At 52.0% G+C, this 16,272-nt stretch carries 16 protein-coding genes and 1 other annotated feature; of the genes, 10 read left to right on the top strand and 6 right to left on the bottom strand.

Annotated features, from left to right (window positions below; all coding sequences use genetic code 11):
* Position 1 precedes the first annotated feature (1 nt).
* On the top strand, positions 2–1,348 hold the full coding sequence (creD, locus tag I6L54_RS21405; RefSeq protein WP_005123959.1) for a cell envelope integrity protein CreD: 1,347 nt from the start codon (positions 2–4) through the stop codon (positions 1,346–1,348).
* 60 nt (positions 1,349–1,408) lie between these two features.
* On the opposite strand, the gene arcA is transcribed toward creD, so the two are convergent.
* Positions 1,409–2,125, bottom strand: coding sequence for a two-component system response regulator ArcA (arcA, locus tag I6L54_RS21400; RefSeq protein ID WP_001194359.1), 717 nt, complete (start codon positions 2,123–2,125; stop codon positions 1,409–1,411).
* A gap of 95 nt (positions 2,126–2,220) precedes the next feature.
* Here arcA and yjjY point away from each other — a divergent pair, with 95 nt between their 5' ends.
* The 6 genes from yjjY (at position 2,221) to thrC (ending at position 8,487) form a co-directional block, all read left to right on the top strand.
* Complete coding sequence (yjjY, locus tag I6L54_RS21395; protein ID WP_001541509.1) at positions 2,221–2,361, top strand: YjjY family protein; 141 nt, start codon at positions 2,221–2,223, stop codon at positions 2,359–2,361.
* Positions 2,362–2,760: 399 nt separating this feature from the next.
* Entirely contained in the window at positions 2,761–3,447 is a 687-nt protein-coding gene (locus tag I6L54_RS21390; RefSeq protein ID WP_040230195.1) for a tRNA/rRNA methyltransferase, read from the top strand.
* 206 nt (positions 3,448–3,653) lie between these two features.
* Positions 3,654–3,780: a sequence feature (Thr leader region), on the top strand.
* Entirely contained in the window at positions 3,659–3,724 is a 66-nt protein-coding gene (gene thrL, locus I6L54_RS21385; protein WP_032337689.1) for a thr operon leader peptide, read from the top strand. Its footprint overlaps the feature before it by 66 nt.
* A 23-nt stretch (positions 3,781–3,803) precedes the next feature.
* The gene (gene thrA / locus I6L54_RS21380) at positions 3,804–6,266 is read left to right on the top strand and encodes a bifunctional aspartate kinase/homoserine dehydrogenase I (protein WP_040230194.1); all 2,463 of its coding nucleotides are present in this window, start codon (positions 3,804–3,806) and stop codon (positions 6,264–6,266) included.
* 1 nt (position 6,267) lies between these two features.
* Positions 6,268–7,197, top strand: coding sequence for a homoserine kinase (gene thrB / locus I6L54_RS21375; protein ID WP_005124056.1), 930 nt, complete (start codon positions 6,268–6,270; stop codon positions 7,195–7,197).
* 3 nt (positions 7,198–7,200) lie between these two features.
* A complete protein-coding gene (thrC, locus tag I6L54_RS21370) occupies positions 7,201–8,487 on the top strand; it encodes a threonine synthase (protein WP_005124058.1) in 1,287 nt (428 codons plus the stop codon).
* Positions 8,488–8,571: 84 nt separating this feature from the next.
* Here the strand turns inward: thrC and yaaA are convergent, their stop codons facing one another.
* Together yaaA and I6L54_RS21360 are read right to left on the bottom strand one after the other, a co-directional pair.
* Positions 8,572–9,345, bottom strand: a complete 774-nt coding sequence (yaaA, locus tag I6L54_RS21365; protein WP_005124060.1) for a peroxide stress protein YaaA — start codon at positions 9,343–9,345, stop codon at positions 8,572–8,574.
* Between the two features lie 77 nt (positions 9,346–9,422).
* Positions 9,423–10,853, bottom strand: a complete 1,431-nt coding sequence (locus I6L54_RS21360) for an alanine/glycine:cation symporter family protein (RefSeq protein WP_005124062.1) — start codon at positions 10,851–10,853, stop codon at positions 9,423–9,425.
* A gap of 274 nt (positions 10,854–11,127) precedes the next feature.
* Between I6L54_RS21360 and tal the strand changes: the two genes are divergently transcribed.
* The 3 genes from tal to I6L54_RS21345 all read left to right on the top strand — a co-directional run bounded on the left by tal (position 11,128) and on the right by I6L54_RS21345 (position 14,211).
* Positions 11,128–12,081 carry a transaldolase gene (gene tal, locus I6L54_RS21355; RefSeq protein ID WP_005124064.1) on the top strand — a complete coding sequence of 318 codons (954 nt, stop codon included), beginning with the start codon at positions 11,128–11,130 and terminating at the stop codon, positions 12,079–12,081.
* Positions 12,082–12,191: 110 nt separating this feature from the next.
* Complete coding sequence (mog, locus tag I6L54_RS21350; RefSeq protein ID WP_003018973.1) at positions 12,192–12,779, top strand: molybdopterin adenylyltransferase; 588 nt, start codon at positions 12,192–12,194, stop codon at positions 12,777–12,779.
* A gap of 124 nt (positions 12,780–12,903) precedes the next feature.
* Positions 12,904–14,211, top strand: a complete 1,308-nt coding sequence (locus tag I6L54_RS21345; protein ID WP_040230192.1) for an MFS transporter — start codon at positions 12,904–12,906, stop codon at positions 14,209–14,211.
* Between the two features lie 34 nt (positions 14,212–14,245).
* Here I6L54_RS21345 and satP read toward each other — a convergent pair whose 3' ends face one another.
* The 3 genes from satP to I6L54_RS21330 all read right to left on the bottom strand — a co-directional run bounded on the left by satP (position 14,246) and on the right by I6L54_RS21330 (position 16,112).
* Positions 14,246–14,812 carry an acetate uptake transporter gene (satP, locus tag I6L54_RS21340; RefSeq protein WP_003018969.1) on the bottom strand — a complete coding sequence of 189 codons (567 nt, stop codon included), beginning with the start codon at positions 14,810–14,812 and terminating at the stop codon, positions 14,246–14,248.
* A gap of 148 nt (positions 14,813–14,960) precedes the next feature.
* Positions 14,961–15,674 carry an acidic protein MsyB gene (gene msyB / locus I6L54_RS21335; RefSeq protein WP_040230191.1) on the bottom strand — a complete coding sequence of 238 codons (714 nt, stop codon included), beginning with the start codon at positions 15,672–15,674 and terminating at the stop codon, positions 14,961–14,963.
* 33 nt (positions 15,675–15,707) lie between these two features.
* On the bottom strand, positions 15,708–16,112 hold the full coding sequence (locus tag I6L54_RS21330; RefSeq protein WP_005124069.1) for a DUF2541 family protein: 405 nt from the start codon (positions 16,110–16,112) through the stop codon (positions 15,708–15,710).
* Positions 16,113–16,272 lie beyond the last annotated feature (160 nt).

The raw sequence follows: 16,272 nt of genomic DNA, 5'->3' as shown, positions 1-16,272 counted from the left end.
TATGTTTAAATCCCCCCTGTTTTGGAAAATCGTCACCTTAGGTGGCGCTATGCTGCTGCTGTTAATTCCACTGACGATGGTCAGGCAGATTATTGTTGAGAGGTCGGACTATCGTAGTGAGGTAGAAGATGCTATCCGACAGAGCACCAGCGGACCGCAAAAGGTGGTAGGCCCGCTGATTGCCGTCCCGGTGACGGAACTGTATACCGAGCTGGAAGGTGACAAACAGATCCCGCGAAAGCGGAGCTACATCCACTTCTGGTTGCCGGAATCGCTGGTTGTTGAGGGTAACCAGAACGTTGAAGCGCGTAAGATAGGTATTTATGAAGGACAGGTCTGGCACAACGATTTATCGGTGAAGGCCGAGTTTAATGCTGAACGGTTGAGCGATTTAAACCATCCCAATGTCAGCGTCGGCAAACCGTTTATTGTGGTTGGCGTGGGCGATGCGCGCGGGATTGGCGTGGTAAATACGCCACAGGTCAATGGAACGTCGTTGGCGGTTGAGCCGGGGACGGGGCTGGATGGACGTGCTCAGGGGATCCACATTCCGCTACCGGATGCCGGCTGGGCGGAAAAAAATCTCAGCGTCGTGTTGTCGCTTAATCTGAGTGGAACCGGTGATTTTTCTGTCGTCCCGGTTGGTCGTAATAGCGAAATGACTGTAACCAGCAACTGGCCACATCCTAATTTCCTCGGTGATTTTCTTCCGGCTAAGCGTGAAGTCAGTGAATCTGGGTTTAAGGCGCAATGGCAAAGTAGCTGGTTCGCGAATAATCTGGGAGAACGCTTCGGCGATGAGAAGATTGGATGGCTGGGGATGCCCGCATTTAGCGTCGCTGTGGCTACGCCTGCGGATCAGTATCAACTGACAGATCGGGCGACAAAGTATGCCATTTTATTGATTACACTGACTTTCATGTCTTTCTTTGTGCTCGAGAGTATGACCAGCCTGCGTCTGCACCCGATGCAATATCTGTTGGTGGGATTATCACTGGTGATGTTCTATTTGTTGTTATTGGCGCTGTCGGAGCATGTGGGTTTTACTGCCGCGTGGATTGTCGCCAGCCTGGTTGGCGCGCTGATGAACGGCGTGTATTTACAGGCGATACTACAGGGATGGCGTAACAGTCTGTTTTTTACCGCAGCATTGCTGGGATTGGATGGCGTGATGTGGGTGCTGCTGCGTTCACAGGACAGCGCGTTACTGCTGGGAACGGGTGTGCTGTTACTGGCGCTTTGTGGGGTCATGTTCCTGACGCGTCATCTTGACTGGCACGCGCTTGCACAGCCAAAGCCCAAAAAGGAGAACGCAACTGAGGATGATGAATTACGGTTGTGGAAATAGGGGCGTAGTGAAATGAAAAACGGCGCATAAGGCGCCGTTTTTATACCAGTCAGGATGACATTAATCCTGCAGGTCGCCGCAGAAACGGTAACCTTCACCGTGAATGGTAGCGATGATTTCTGGTGTATCCGGCGTGGATTCGAAGTGCTTACGAATACGGCGGATTGTTACGTCAACGGTACGGTCATGCGGCTTCAGTTCGCGACCGGTCATTTTTTTCAGCAGTTCTGCGCGAGACTGGATCTTGCCCGGATTCTCGCAGAAGTGAAGCATGGCACGGAATTCGCTACGTGGCAGTTTATACTGCTCGCCGTCAGGGCCAATCAGAGAGCGGCTATTGATGTCCAGCTCCCAGCCATTGAACTTGTAGCTTTCGACGCTACGACGCTCTTCGCTCACTGTGCCCAGATTCATGGTACGGGACAGCAGGTTACGAGCACGGATAGTCAGTTCGCGTGGGTTAAACGGCTTGGTGATGTAATCGTCAGCGCCGATTTCGAGGCCGAGAATTTTATCGACTTCGTTATCACGGCCCGTCAGGAACATCAGTGCAACGTTAGCTTGTTCGCGAAGTTCGCGCGCTAACAGCAGGCCATTTTTACCTGGCAGATTGATATCCATAATCACAAGGTTGATGTCATATTCAGAGAGGATCTGATGCATTTCCGCGCCATCTGTCGCCTCGAATACATCATAGCCTTCCGCTTCGAAAATGCTTTTCAACGTGTTACGTGTTACTAACTCGTCTTCAACGATAAGAATGTGCGGGGTCTGCATGTTTGCTACCTAAATTGCCAACTAAATCGAAACAGGAAGTACAAAAGTCCCTGACCTGCCTGATGCATGTCGTAAATTAACATGATCGGCGTAACATGACTAAAGTACGTAATTGCGTTCTTGATGCACTTTCCATCAACGTCAACAACATCATTAGCTTGGTCGTGGGCACTTTCCCTCTGGACCCGACAGTGTCAAAAACGGCTGTCATCCTAACCATTTTAACAGCAACATAACAGGCTAAGACGTACCGGACACCCAATAAAACTACGCTTCGTTGACATATATCAAGTTCAATTGTAGCACGTTAACAGTTTGATGAAATCAACGTATCTAAATGGTAGCTTTCATCACAAAATTGCAATATTACAACTAGTTGCACGCGCTAATTAATAAATGTAATGAATCCAATCTATGAGAACCATTCTAAATCAAATTATCATGGATAAACAGAAGGATATGCAACTTCTGTTAACATAAAAAGCAATAGTACATGCAGGAAATAGTTTAGCATTTTTTACTGAATGTGAAATGCTTTTTCAGTGATTTCTGTTAAAAATATGTAAATTCGCGCTGCGTAATATGTTGATGCACATCACATAATTATCTACAGGCCGGTTAAAAAGAGTATCAAAATGCGTTTAACAATTATTCTGGTTGCTCCAGCCAGAGCCGAAAATATTGGCGCGGCAGCTCGTGCTATGAAAACCATGGGATTCACGCAATTGCGGATCGTTGATAGCGAGGCTCATCTGGCGCCTGCGACGCGATGGGTGGCACATGGTTCAGGTGACATTATTGATAATATTAACGTTTTTCCAACGTTAGCCGATGCGTTGCACGACGTTGATTTTACCATTGCCACCACGGCGCGTAGTCGCGCGAAGTTCCATTATTACGCCACTCCGGTCGAGCTGGTTCCCCTGTTGCAGGAAAAATCAACGTGGATGGATCACGCCGCGTTGGTGTTCGGTCGTGAAGATTCAGGCCTGACAAACGAAGAGTTGGCGCTAGCGGATGTGCTAACCGGCGTGCCGATGGTGGCTGACTATCCTTCACTCAATTTGGGTCAGGCGGTGATGGTGTATTGCTATCAATTAGCAGGTTTAATACAACAACCGGCAAAAAACATTGAGGTGACGGATGAGCTTCAGCTGCAGGCGTTACGTGCCCGGGTTTTGCAATTATTAGCCACGTTGAACGTTTCTGACGACATTAAGTTGACGGACTGGCTGCAACAGCGAATGGGTCTGTTAGGACAGCGAGACACGGCAATGTTGCACCGTTTTTTACATGATATAGAAAAAAAACTAACAAAATAAAGTGTTGGTCTGTTTTTGTTGTGTGGTGTTTTATTCTGGTTTCAAGTGGGCGGGACACGCTGTATTGGTTGAAAGTAAAAGGGCAAGCAGTCGCTCGTGAACAAGTTTCGGAATGTGATCAATTTAAAAATTTATTGACTTAGGTCAGCAGATACTTTAACCCTAAAAGAATACAAGACAGGTCATAAATAATTACAGAGCACACAACATCATGAAACGCATCAGCATCACTATTACCACAACCATCACCATTACCACAGGTAACGGTGCGGGCTGACGCGTACAGGAAACACAAGAAAAAGCCCGCACCTAAACAGTGCGGGCTTTTTTTTCGACCAAAGGCAATGAGGTAAACCATGCGAGTGTTGAAGTTCGGCGGTACATCAGTGGCAAATGCAGAACGCTTTCTGCGGGTAGCCGATATTCTGGAAAGCAATGCCAGACAGGGGCAGGTCGCGACGGTTCTTTCTGCCCCCGCAAAAATTACCAACCATCTGGTGGCGATGATTGAGAAGACCATCGGTGGTCAGGATGCTTTAGCCAATATCAGCGACGCCGAACGTATTTTCTCTGAGCTGTTGGCGGGTTTGGCCGCCGCGCAGCCGGGTTTTCCGCTGGCTCCGCTCAAAGCCTTTGTTGAACAAGAATTCGCCCAGATTAAACATGTCCTGCATGGCATCAGCCTGCTGGGACAGTGCCCGGACAGCATTAACGCTGCGCTTATTTGCCGTGGCGAAAAAATGTCGATCGCTATCATGGCAGGCCTGTTGGAAGCACGCGGTCATCACGTTACCGTTATCGATCCGGTCGAGAAATTGCTGGCGGTAGGCCATTACCTCGAATCTACCGTTGATATCGCCGAATCTACGCGCCGCATTGCCGCCAGTCGTATTCCAGCAGATCATATGATTTTGATGGCAGGCTTTACTGCCGGGAATGAAAAAGGTGAGTTGGTGGTGTTGGGGCGCAATGGCTCTGACTACTCTGCCGCTGTGCTGGCTGCCTGTTTACGCGCGGACTGTTGTGAGATCTGGACCGATGTCGACGGCGTATATACCTGCGATCCGCGCCAGGTACCCGATGCCCGACTGCTGAAGTCGATGTCTTATCAGGAAGCGATGGAGCTTTCTTACTTCGGCGCCAAAGTTCTGCATCCGCGCACCATTACCCCAATTGCCCAGTTCCAGATCCCGTGCCTGATTAAAAATACCGGCAATCCACAAGCGCCTGGCACGTTGATCGGCGCCAGCAGTGATGAAGACGATTTGCCGGTAAAAGGTATTTCTAACCTCAATAACATGGCGATGTTTAGCGTCTCCGGCCCTGGAATGAAAGGCATGGTAGGCATGGCGGCGCGCGTTTTTGCCGCGATGTCGCGTGCGGGCATCTCGGTGGTGCTGATCACGCAGTCTTCTTCTGAATACAGCATCAGCTTCTGCGTTCCGCAGGGCGACTGCGCGCGTGCGCAACGCGCGATGCAGGATGAATTCTATCTCGAACTGAAAGAAGGCCTGCTGGAGCCGCTGGCGGTGACTGAGCGTCTGGCGATCATCTCGGTTGTGGGTGATGGCATGCGCACGCTGCGCGGCATCTCGGCGAAATTCTTTGCCGCGCTGGCCCGCGCCAACATCAATATCGTGGCCATCGCCCAGGGGTCGTCTGAGCGTTCTATTTCGGTGGTGGTGAATAACGACGATGCCACCACTGGCGTACGCGTCACCCATCAGATGCTGTTCAACACCGACCAGGTGATTGAAGTGTTTGTCATTGGCGTAGGCGGGGTGGGTTCAGCACTGCTTGAGCAGCTCAAGCGCCAGCAAAGCTGGTTGAAGGGCAAACATATCGATCTGCGCGTGTGCGGTGTGGCGAACTCGAAGGCCTTGCTGACCAACGTCCATGGTTTGAATCTGGAAAACTGGCAGGCGGAACTGGAAAGCGCGAAAGAGCCATTCAACCTTGGGCGCTTAATTCGCCTGGTGAAAGAATATCATTTGCTTAATCCGGTGATCGTCGACTGTACGTCTAGCCAGGCGGTGGCGGATCAATATGCTGATTTTCTGCGCGAAGGCTTCCATGTGGTTACGCCGAACAAAAAGGCCAACACCTCGTCGATGGATTACTACCATCAGTTGCGTTTTGCCGCCGCGAAGTCCCGGCGTAAATTCCTCTACGACACCAACGTGGGCGCGGGCTTGCCGGTAATTGAAAACCTGCAAAACCTGCTCAGCGCAGGTGATGAACTACAGCGTTTCTCCGGCATTCTTTCCGGCTCGCTGTCATTTATTTTCGGCAAGCTGGATGAGGGGATGAGCTTCTCTCAGGCCACCACCCTGGCGCGTGAACTGGGTTACACCGAACCCGATCCGCGTGACGATCTTTCCGGCATGGATGTGGCACGTAAGCTGCTGATCCTCGCCCGTGAGACCGGTCGTGAGCTGGAGCTTTCAGACGTGGTCATTGAGCCAGTTCTGCCAAAAGAGTTTGATGATTCCGGTGATGTATCCGCGTTTATGGCGAAATTGCCGCAGCTGGATGACGTCTTTGCCGCGCGCGTGGCGAAAGCTCGTGATGAGGGAAAAGTATTGCGCTATGTTGGCAATATTGAAGAAGACGGCGTCTGTCGCGTGAAAATAGAGGCAGTAGACGGCAACGATCCGCTGTTCAAAGTGAAAAATGGTGAAAATGCGCTGGCGTTCTACAGCCATTACTATCAGCCATTACCGCTGGTGCTGCGCGGATACGGTGCGGGTAATGATGTCACCGCGGCAGGTGTATTTGCCGATCTTCTTCGCACCCTTTCATGGAAGTTAGGAGTCTGACATGGTGAGAGTTTATGCCCCGGCTTCCAGTGCCAATATGAGCGTCGGGTTTGATGTGCTCGGGGCGGCGGTAACCCCGGTAGACGGTTCGCTGTTGGGAGATGTGGTGTCCGTCGAGGCGGCAGACCAGTTCAGCCTGAACAACCTTGGGCGCTTTGCGAATAAGCTTCCGTCAGCGCCGCGGGAAAATATCGTCTACCAGTGCTGGGAGCGTTTTTGTCAGGAGCTGGGTAAAAGCGTTCCGGTGGCAATGACGCTGGAAAAAAATATGCCGATTGGTTCCGGGTTAGGCTCCAGCGCCTGTTCCGTTGTGGCCGCACTGGTGGCGATGAACGAATATTGCGGTAAACCGCTCAACGATACGCGACTGTTGGCGATTATGGGTGAACTGGAAGGGCGTATCTCCGGCAGTATTCACTACGATAATGTCGCCCCGTGCTTTTTGGGCGGCATGCAGTTAATGATCGAAGAAAACGGCATTATCAGCCAGCAGGTGCCAGGCTTTGATGAGTGGCTGTGGGTACTGGCGTATCCGGGGATTAAAGTGTCGACGGCAGAAGCGCGGGCGATTTTACCTGCGCAATATCGTCGTCAGGACTGTATTGCCCACGGGCGGCATCTGGCTGGGTTTATCCACGCCTGCTATTCCCGTCAGCCGGGGCTTGCCGCGAAGCTGATGAAAGATGTTATTGCTGAGCCGTACCGTACCCGCTTGCTGCCTGGCTTTAGTCAGGCGCGTCAGGCGGTAGCGGAAATCGGCGCGCTGGCCAGCGGCATTTCCGGATCAGGTCCGACGCTGTTCGCCTTATGCGATAAGCCGGATACGGCACAGCGCGTAGCAGACTGGCTGGGTAAAAATTACCTACAAAATCAGGAAGGCTTTGTTCATATTTGCCGGCTGGACACGGCGGGCGCACGGGTACTGGGATAATCAATGAAACTCTATAATCTGAAAGATCACAACGAACAGGTCAGCTTTGCGCAGGCCGTCACGCAAGGGCTTGGCAAGAATCAGGGATTGTTTTTTCCGCACGATCTGCCGGAATTTAGTCTGACAGAAGTGGATGAGATGCTGAACCAGGACTTCGTTAGCCGCAGCGCTAAGATCCTTTCCGCATTTATTGGCACGGAGATCCCACAAGAGATCCTGGAAGAGCGTGTGCGTGCGGCGTTTACCTTCCCGGCACCTGTCGCTCAGGTCGAAGGTGATGTCGGCTGTCTGGAGCTGTTCCATGGTCCGACACTGGCGTTTAAAGATTTTGGCGGGCGCTTTATGGCGCAAATGCTGACGCATATCAGCGGCGACAAACCGGTGACTATCCTGACTGCGACATCCGGAGACACCGGGGCAGCAGTTGCACATGCTTTTTATGGCCTGAAAAATGTGCGTGTGGTGATCCTCTACCCAAATGGCAAGATCAGTCCATTACAAGAAAAACTGTTTTGTACGCTGGGTGGCAATATTCAAACCGTTGCGATTGATGGTGACTTTGATGCCTGCCAGGCTCTGGTGAAACAGGCGTTTGATGATGAAGAGCTGAAGATGGCTCTGGGGCTGAATTCGGCTAACTCAATCAACATCAGCCGTCTGCTGGCGCAAATCTGTTACTACTTCGAGGCCGTGGCTCAACTGCCGCAGGAAGCGCGTAACCAACTGGTTATTTCTGTTCCCAGCGGTAACTTTGGCGACCTGACAGCCGGTCTGCTGGCGAAATCACTGGGCTTGCCGGTGAAGCGCTTTATTGCGGCAACTAACGTTAACGATACGGTTCCGCGCTTTCTTGCCGAAGGCGAGTGGGCGCCGAAAGCGACCCAGGCAACGTTGTCGAATGCGATGGATGTCAGCCAGCCAAACAACTGGCCGCGAGTGGAGGAACTGTTCCGCCGTAAAATATGGCGTCTGAATGAGCTGGGTTACGCCGCCGTTGACGATGCCACGACGCAGGACACGATGCGTGAGCTGCATGAGTTAGGCTACACCTCTGAACCGCATGCTGCGGTGGCATATCGTGTACTGCGTGACCAGTTGAACCCGGGCGAATATGGCCTGTTCCTTGGCACCGCACATCCGGCGAAATTTAAAGAAAGCGTTGAACAGATTCTGAATGTCACGCTGGATCTACCAAAAGAGCTGGCGGAACGTGCAGACTTACCGCTGCTCTCTCATCATTTGCCTGCTGATTTTGCGCAACTGCGTAAGCTGATGATGACCCGCAGTTAACGGTGGTGCCCGCTGGCGCTTTGCTTAGCGGGCCTACAAAACCTGTAGGCCGGATAAGGCGTTAGCCGCCATCCGGCATGTACACTACTGCTCGTGACGCTTGAACACCAGTTCACCTTTCCGTGATGCCTCTTCATCAAAGAAATAGCCTTCGCTGTTAAAAGCGGTCAACTGTTCTGGCTGTGTTAAGCGGTTTTCAATGATGTAGCGACTCATCAGGCCGCGCGCTTTCTTGGCATAGAAGCTGATGACTTTGAACTTGCCGTTCTTCTCGTCAAGGAAGACAGGCTTAATCAGCTCGGCATTGAGCTTTTTCGGCTTCACGGATTTAAAATACTCATCCGAAGCGAGATTAATCACCACGCTGTCGCCTTGCGCTTCCAGCGCTTCGTTAAGTTTATCGGTGATGGTATCTCCCCAGAACTGGTAGAGATCTTTACCCTTCGCATTGGCCAGACGAATGCCCATCTCCAGACGGTAGGGTTGCATCAAATCCAGCGGGCGCAGAACACCATACAGCCCGGACAGCATGCGTAAGTGCTGCTGAGCAAAATCGAAATCCGCCTCGCTGAAGGTTTCAGCCTGCAGTCCGGTATACACGTCGCCCTTGAATGCCAGAATAGCCTGGCGCGCATTTTCCGGGGTGAAGTCAGGCTGCCAGTCATGGAAACGGGTCGCGTTGAGATCCGCCAGCTTATCGCTAATTCCCATCAGCTTGCCGATCTGCGGCGCAGAGAGCTGACGCGCCACGTGGATTAACTGCTGGGAGTGGTCCAGCAGTTCAGGCTGCGTATGGCGTGTGGTAGCCAGCGGACTTTGGTAGTCGAGCGTTTTTGCAGGTGAAATCAGAATCAGCATATCCAGTCCTTGCAGGAAATTTACTGCGACTTTAGCAAAAAAAACGACAGAATTGATCGATGGTTGCGATTGCCGCGCTATCCGCGCGGCGTTTCATCCCAGCTTTCGGGCGCAAGCTGTTGTCTGATATCAGGATAACGACGCGGATCAAATTCCGGTCTTACGCCAAGTTTACGCTGGCGCAGATAGTCGCTGGCGATGGTATGGACAACCGGAGAAAGCAGCAGAATCGCTGTCAGGTTAGTGATGGCCATACAAGCCATAATGATATCGGCCAACTGCCAGACCAGCGGGAAGCTGACTAACGTTCCGCCGATAACGGTGCTAACGGTGGCGATGCGCAACAGCCAGATGACGCGCATATTGTCCAGTTTCAGGAAGACGAGATTGTTTTCCGCATAGATGTAGTTGGCGACGATCGAGCTAAAGGCAAACAGAATCACAATAAAAGCCACAAATCCGGCTCCCCATTCTCCCGTCAGCGTTACCATTGCTTTCTGGAGTAACTGGATGCCTTCCATGGGCACATAGCTGGCGCCACTGCCTGCCAGCAGAATAATCATCGCGCTGGCCGTACAGACAACGAGAGTGTCGCCTAATACCCCAATCATTTGCACAATGCCTTGTGCCGCCGGATGCGGTGGCCAGGAGGCGGCTGCAGCTGCTGCGTTAGGGGTTGAGCCCATCCCCGCTTCATTAGAGAACATACCGCGTTGAAAACCGCTGGCAATGGCCTGACTCAGCGTATACCCGGCCGCACCCGCTGCGGCTTCTTGCCAGCCAAAGGCGCTTTTTATAATGATGACGATAATGTCGGGAAGCTGCCCGATATGCCACAGACTGATGATGATGCTACATCCAACCCACAGCAGTGCCATCATCGGCACAAACCATTGCATCAGACGGGCAACACCTTTAATACCGCCAATGATCACCAGGAATGACAGTATCGCCAAAGTGATGCCGGAAGTGAGGGGAGGGATGTCGAACGCAAATGCCAATGCGCGGGAGACAGAGTTTGCCTGTACGCTGTTAAAAATCAGGCCGTATGCGATAAGCAAAAAGAGGGCAAAAAGGACGCCCATCCAGCGCATGCCCAACCCACGTGCCATATACCACGCAGGGCCACCGCGGAACTGTCCTTTGCTATCGCGTTCTTTATACAGTTGCGCGAGTGAGCACTCGGCGAATGACGTTGCCATACCAATGACCGCTGAAACCCACATCCAGAAAACGGCTCCAGGGCCGCCAGCGGCGATCGCCAGGGCAACACCGGCGAGGTTTCCGCTACCGATACGCGCGGCAAGACTGGTACACAATGCCTGAAACGAGGTTAAGCCACCCGGCTGCGGGCTAATGCTGTTTTTAAGACTTTTGCCAAAATGGCGAATGTAGCGGAACTGCACGAACCCGGTACGCCAGGTGAACCAACATCCTGCGCCAAGCAGGAGGTAGATCATCACCGATCCCCAGAGTATTTCATTAATAAATGAGAAAAAATCAGGCATTAACATCCCTCTTGTTGATGCCGGTACGCGCTAATATTCCCATGTAAGCGCTACCAATTATCGAACAGTATATACCTTGTCAGGAGATTGATTGCGGGAGTTTACCATAACAATGGGGATAACCCTTAATTGCGCATCAGGGGCTTTAAGATGCGTAATCGGGAATGAGCAGTGAGTTGGACAATCCCGGCGGTTGCGCTGAGAGTGCGTCGTGCTATCATCAGGGAAGATCGGTTACATCCCCCTAACAAGCTGTTTAAAGAGAATCGCTATCATGACGGACAAATTGACCTCCCTTCGTCAGTTCACCACAGTAGTGGCCGACACCGGAGACATCGCGGCAATGAAGCTGTATCAGCCTCAGGATGCCACAACTAACCCTTCTCTCATTCTTAACGCAGCGCAGATCCCGGAATACCGCAAGCTGATCGATGACGCTGTGGCATGGGCTAAGCAGCAGAGCAACGACCGCGCACAACAGGTCGTCGACGCGACTGACAAACTGGCAGTCAATATCGGTCTGGAGATCCTGAAACTGGTCCCGGGTCGTATCTCTACTGAAGTTGATGCTCGCCTGTCCTACGACACCGACGCGTCTATCGCGAAAGCAAAACGCCTGATCAAACTGTACAACGATGCTGGCATCAGCAACGATCGCATTCTGATTAAACTGGCTTCAACCTGGCAGGGTATCCGTGCCGCTGAGCAGCTGGAAAAAGAAGGCATCAACTGTAACCTGACTCTGCTGTTCTCCTTCGCGCAGGCGCGTGCATGTGCTGAAGCTGGCGTATACCTGATTTCTCCGTTCGTTGGCCGTATTCTTGACTGGTACAAAGCCAATACTGACAAGAAAGAGTACGCACCGGCAGAAGATCCGGGTGTGGTTTCCGTAACGGAAATTTACGAGTACTACAAACAGCACGGTTACGAAACCGTAGTCATGGGCGCGAGCTTCCGTAACATCGGCGAAATTATTGAGCTGGCAGGCTGTGATCGTCTGACGATTGCTCCGGCACTGCTGAAAGAGCTGGCGGAAAGCGAAGGCGCTATCGAACGTAAACTGTCCTTCTCCGGTGAAGTGAAAGCGCGTCCTGCACGCATCACCGAAGCTGAGTTCCTGTGGCAGCACAACCAGGATCCGATGGCTGTAGACAAACTGGCGGACGGTATCCGTAAGTTTGCTGTAGACCAGGGTAAACTGGAAAAAATGATCGGCGATCTGCTGTAATCATTAGAGCGTGGCCCTGATAGGGGTCACGCTACCTCTTCTGAAACCTGTCTGTCCTTCCTTTCGCAGTGTATCATTCTGTTTAACGAGACTGTTTAAACGGAATAATCATGAATACTTTACGCATTGGCCTGGTGTCCATTTCTGACCGTGCTTCCAGCGGCGTTTACCAGGATAAAGGTATCCCGGCCCTGGAAGAGTGGCTGGCGTCTGCCCTTACCACCCCCTTTGAACTGCAAACGCGGTTGATCCCGGATGAACAGGCGATCATCGAACAGACCTTATGCGAACTGGTGGATGAAATGAGCTGCCATCTGGTGCTGACAACCGGCGGAACGGGTCCGGCACGTCGCGACGTGACACCCGATGCTACGCTTGCCGTCGCTGACCGTCAGATGCCGGGCTTTGGCGAACAGATGCGCCAGATAAGTCTGCACTTTGTGCCAACAGCGATCCTCTCTCGTCAGGTCGGCGTGATTCGTAAACAGGCGCTGATCCTGAACCTGCCAGGGCAGCCGAAATCGATCAAAGAAACGCTGGAAGGCGTAAAAGATGCTGACGGTAAGGTTATCGTGCCGGGCATTTTTGCAAGTGTACCGTATTGTATACAGCTATTGGATGGGCCGTATGTCGAAACCGCACCGGCTGTCGTAGCATCTTTTCGTCCGAAAAGCGCAATACGCGATACAAACGCCTGAAAGTAGCCCGATCGTGGCATAAGTGCCAATGACAGTGGAGTATTGAATTGTTTACGATATAGTAATTTTTGCTTTACATATATCGACAGACAGATTCAATAACTCCACTGACTGATGGTTTGCTATGTCACAACACACTCGACCGCTGAATCGCCAGGATTATAAAACCCTTACGCTTGCTGCCCTCGGTGGGGCGCTTGAGTTTTATGATTTCATTATCTTTGTCTTCTTTGCCGCTGTTGTTGGCGAGCTCTTCTTCCCCGCTGACATACCGGAATGGCTACGTCAGGTGCAAACCTTCGGTATTTTTGCCGCGGGCTATCTGGCGCGTCCGCTGGGCGGCATTATCATGGCGCACTTTGGCGATCTGGTCGGGCGCAAGAAAATGTTCACCCTGAGCATTTTACTGATGGCGATACCGACACTGGCAATTGGTTTGCTACCCACTTACGCCTCAATGGGGATCGTCGCGCCGTTGCTATTACTGCTGATGCGTATTTTGCAAGGCGCAGCCATTGGGGGCGAAGTGCCGGGCGCGTGGGTGTTCGTGGCGGAACATGTACCGGAGCGTCGCATCGGCATCGCCTGCGGAACGCTGACCGCCGGGCTAACGGTGGGAATTCTGCTGGGGTCGGTAGTCGCGACGTTGGTGAACACCAGCTTTACGCAGCAGGCGGTGCATGACTATGGTTGGCGTATCCCTTTCCTGTTGGGGGGCGCGTTTGGGCTGGTGGCAATGTATCTGCGCCGCTGGCTGCAGGAGACGCCCATTTTTCTTGAAATGCAGCAGCGTAAAGCCCTGGCGCAAGAGCTGCCGGTGAAGTCGGTGGTGAGCAAACATAAAAAAGCGGTGGTGGTGTCAATGCTACTGACCTGGCTGCTCTCAGCCGGGATTGTGGTGGTGATCCTGATGTCCCCCGTTTGGCTGCAAAAACAGTATGGTTTTGCCCCTGCGCTGACGTTACAGGCGAACAGCGTCGCCACCATTATGCTGTGCGTCGGTTGTTTGCTGGCTGGGTTTATTGTCGACCGGGTCGGTGCCAGCAAAATCTTTATTGTCGGCAGCCTGTTGCTGGCCTGTTCGAGCTGGTTTTTCTATCACCTGACCGGCAGCCATCCTCAGCACTTGTTCCTGTTATACGGGCTGGTGGGGTTATGCGTTGGCGTGGTCGGCGCAGTGCCTTACGTGATGGTGCGGGCGTTTCCGGCGGAAGTCCGTTTTACCGGTATCTCCTTTTCCTATAACGTCTCGTATGCCATTTTCGGTGGTTTGACACCAATCGCAGTAACGGTGTTGATGAGTGTGTCGCCAATGGCTCCGGCCTGGTACGTACTGGCGCTTTCGCTGGTAGGATTAGGGCTGGGGATTTGGCTGCGTCAGGATATTTATCATCGCGATTCGAACGTACAGGCAGCGTTACAGCGTCTGTAAGGATTATCCCCCCTTGCGGGGGGATAAAGGCAGATTAGTGCGCTTCACCAATCGGCAGGATGGTGCGGCCAAACTGTTCGTTCAGCACTTCACCCATCGCCAGGTAAATGGCGCTTGCGCCACACACTAAGCCAACCCAACCCGCTACGTGAATGATTGCTTCGTTACCTGCAATGTTGCCAACGGCCAGCAGGGCGAACAGCACGGTCAGGCTCAGGAATACGAACTGCAGCATGCGCGCGGCTTTCAGCGTACCGAAGAACATGAACAGAGTGAACACGCCCCACAGACCCAGGTAAGCGCCCAGGAACTGACCATTTGTTGCATCTGCCAGGCCCATTTTCGGCATCAGCAGGATCGCAACCAGCGTCAGCCAGAACGAACCGTAGGAGGTAAAGGCGGTTAAACCGAAGGTGTTGCCTTTTTTATATTCCAGCAGACCGGCAAAAATTTGCGCGATACCGCCGTAGAAAATGCCCATCGCCAGAATAATAACATCTAAAGCGAAGAAACCCGCGTTGTGCAGGTTAAGCAGAATGGTGGTCATGCCAAAGCCCATCAGGCCCAGCGGTGCCGGATTAGCCAACTTAGTGTTGCCCATAATTCCTCAAAATCATCATTGATTGAATGGTGAAATAGTTTCCCCGAATAACGATCGCTGTCTTCGGGGCGCGGCATAATAATCAGGGGAGAGGGCACTGTCTATGATCTAACGAAGGGAAAACGAATTATTTTCCCTGTGATGGTCATCACGCTTGTGTGTGGTTGAGCATTCTGCGCAGGCAGGCGATGTGGAGTACCGCTGGGATCGTCACGCGATAGGCGCTGCCGCTTACCGCTTTAACCCCGTTTAAGGCCGCACCTACCGGGCCGCCAAGTCCGGCCCCGCGCAGTAACCCGTGCCCGATTACGCTGACGGCGGCGTGGGTTCGCAGAATTTTGGTTAACTGGCCGGAGAGCAGGTGAGAAACGCCTTTTGCCAGGTGACGATCCTTCAATAATAACGGTAGCAGTTCTTCCAGTTCATAAACTTTTGCATCGACCGCCTGCAGAAATTCTTGCTTGTGCTCTGCATCCATTTTTTGCCAGGCATTGCGTAAAAAGTGCTCCAGCAGAGACTGTTCAATTTCGAACGTGGACATCTCTTTATCAGCTTTAATCTTCAGACGCTTCGAAACGTCCAGCAAAATCGCCCGATACAGTTTTCCATGTCCACGGAGTTTATTGGCAATGCTGTCGCCCCCATAATGCTGCAGTTCGCCAGCGATCAGTTGCCAGTTGCGGCGGTGCTGTTCCGGATGTCCTTCCATCGATTTAAATAAATCGTTGTGGTTGAGAACGCTCGACAGACGGGCTTTCCCCTTTTCATTATGTGTAAGCAGGCGGGTAATATTGGCGAGCTGTTCCTCACTGCAATGCTGAAGAAAGTCGAGATCGTCGTCATTCAAATAGGTGACATTCATGTTTCTATGGCTTCTGAATAAAAGTATACGGAATTAGTCGTCGCCGATGATTTTCAGCGTCGCCATATCAGAAGAGTTCACCGTATGGCCGGAGAAGGTAATTTTTTTCACGCAGCGCTTATTGTCGTTGTCGCTATTGATGTTGATCCAACTGGTCGTTTGCCCTTCTTTGATGGACGAAGGCACGTTCAGACTCTGGTTGGACATGCGGGCAGCCTTGAAATAAACCGATGCACCACTGAGCTGTAAATCACCATGATCGGCCGTAAGTTGAATGCGTTTCACCACGCGGCAAACGGGAAGTTTCAGCGTCAGATCGTTGGTTTCATTACGGGGCATGGCGATCACGCCGAGGACTTTATGATCGTTCGCTTGTGCGGCGCCGCTTAGCAGCAGGCCCATAAGCAGGCTGGCGGAAAGGGTTAATACGGATTTCATGGAATTTCTCTTTGACGGCTGTAAAAGTGTGTCGTTTCAGACCATCTTACCGCTGTCAGAATCACGATTCATGCTTGTAATCTTTTCTTTTTATTACAATTTTATCGTGAATGATTTTGTCAATTTAATTGGTTTTATGAATTAATTTTAATTGGCGACT

It is taken from the genome of Citrobacter pasteurii, assembly GCF_019047765.1.
GTDB lineage: Bacteria > Pseudomonadota > Gammaproteobacteria > Enterobacterales > Enterobacteriaceae > Citrobacter > Citrobacter pasteurii.
Note: the sequence above shows the minus strand (reverse complement) of the source record. Positions and strands in the feature narration are given on the sequence as shown.

What these genes read in the sequence shown, in the direction of transcription:
- creD (WP_005123959.1), top strand. Translation starts at nt 2, where the DNA reads ATGTTTAAATCCCCCCTGTTTTGGAAAATCGTCACCTTAGGTGGCGCT.
- arcA (WP_001194359.1), bottom strand. Translation starts at nt 2,125, where the DNA reads ATGCAGACCCCGCACATTCTTATCGTTGAAGACGAGTTAGTAACACGT.
- yjjY (WP_001541509.1), top strand. Translation starts at nt 2,221, where the DNA reads ATGACTAAAGTACGTAATTGCGTTCTTGATGCACTTTCCATCAACGTC.
- I6L54_RS21390 (WP_040230195.1), top strand. Translation starts at nt 2,761, where the DNA reads ATGCGTTTAACAATTATTCTGGTTGCTCCAGCCAGAGCCGAAAATATT.
- thrA (WP_040230194.1), top strand. Translation starts at nt 3,804, where the DNA reads ATGCGAGTGTTGAAGTTCGGCGGTACATCAGTGGCAAATGCAGAACGC.
- thrB (WP_005124056.1), top strand. Translation starts at nt 6,268, where the DNA reads ATGGTGAGAGTTTATGCCCCGGCTTCCAGTGCCAATATGAGCGTCGGG.
- thrC (WP_005124058.1), top strand. Translation starts at nt 7,201, where the DNA reads ATGAAACTCTATAATCTGAAAGATCACAACGAACAGGTCAGCTTTGCG.
- yaaA (WP_005124060.1), bottom strand. Translation starts at nt 9,345, where the DNA reads ATGCTGATTCTGATTTCACCTGCAAAAACGCTCGACTACCAAAGTCCG.
- I6L54_RS21360 (WP_005124062.1), bottom strand. Translation starts at nt 10,853, where the DNA reads ATGCCTGATTTTTTCTCATTTATTAATGAAATACTCTGGGGATCGGTG.
- tal (WP_005124064.1), top strand. Translation starts at nt 11,128, where the DNA reads ATGACGGACAAATTGACCTCCCTTCGTCAGTTCACCACAGTAGTGGCC.
- mog (WP_003018973.1), top strand. Translation starts at nt 12,192, where the DNA reads ATGAATACTTTACGCATTGGCCTGGTGTCCATTTCTGACCGTGCTTCC.
- I6L54_RS21345 (WP_040230192.1), top strand. Translation starts at nt 12,904, where the DNA reads ATGTCACAACACACTCGACCGCTGAATCGCCAGGATTATAAAACCCTT.
- satP (WP_003018969.1), bottom strand. Translation starts at nt 14,812, where the DNA reads ATGGGCAACACTAAGTTGGCTAATCCGGCACCGCTGGGCCTGATGGGC.
- msyB (WP_040230191.1), bottom strand. Translation starts at nt 15,674, where the DNA reads ATGAATGTCACCTATTTGAATGACGACGATCTCGACTTTCTTCAGCAT.
- I6L54_RS21330 (WP_005124069.1), bottom strand. Translation starts at nt 16,112, where the DNA reads ATGAAATCCGTATTAACCCTTTCCGCCAGCCTGCTTATGGGCCTGCTG.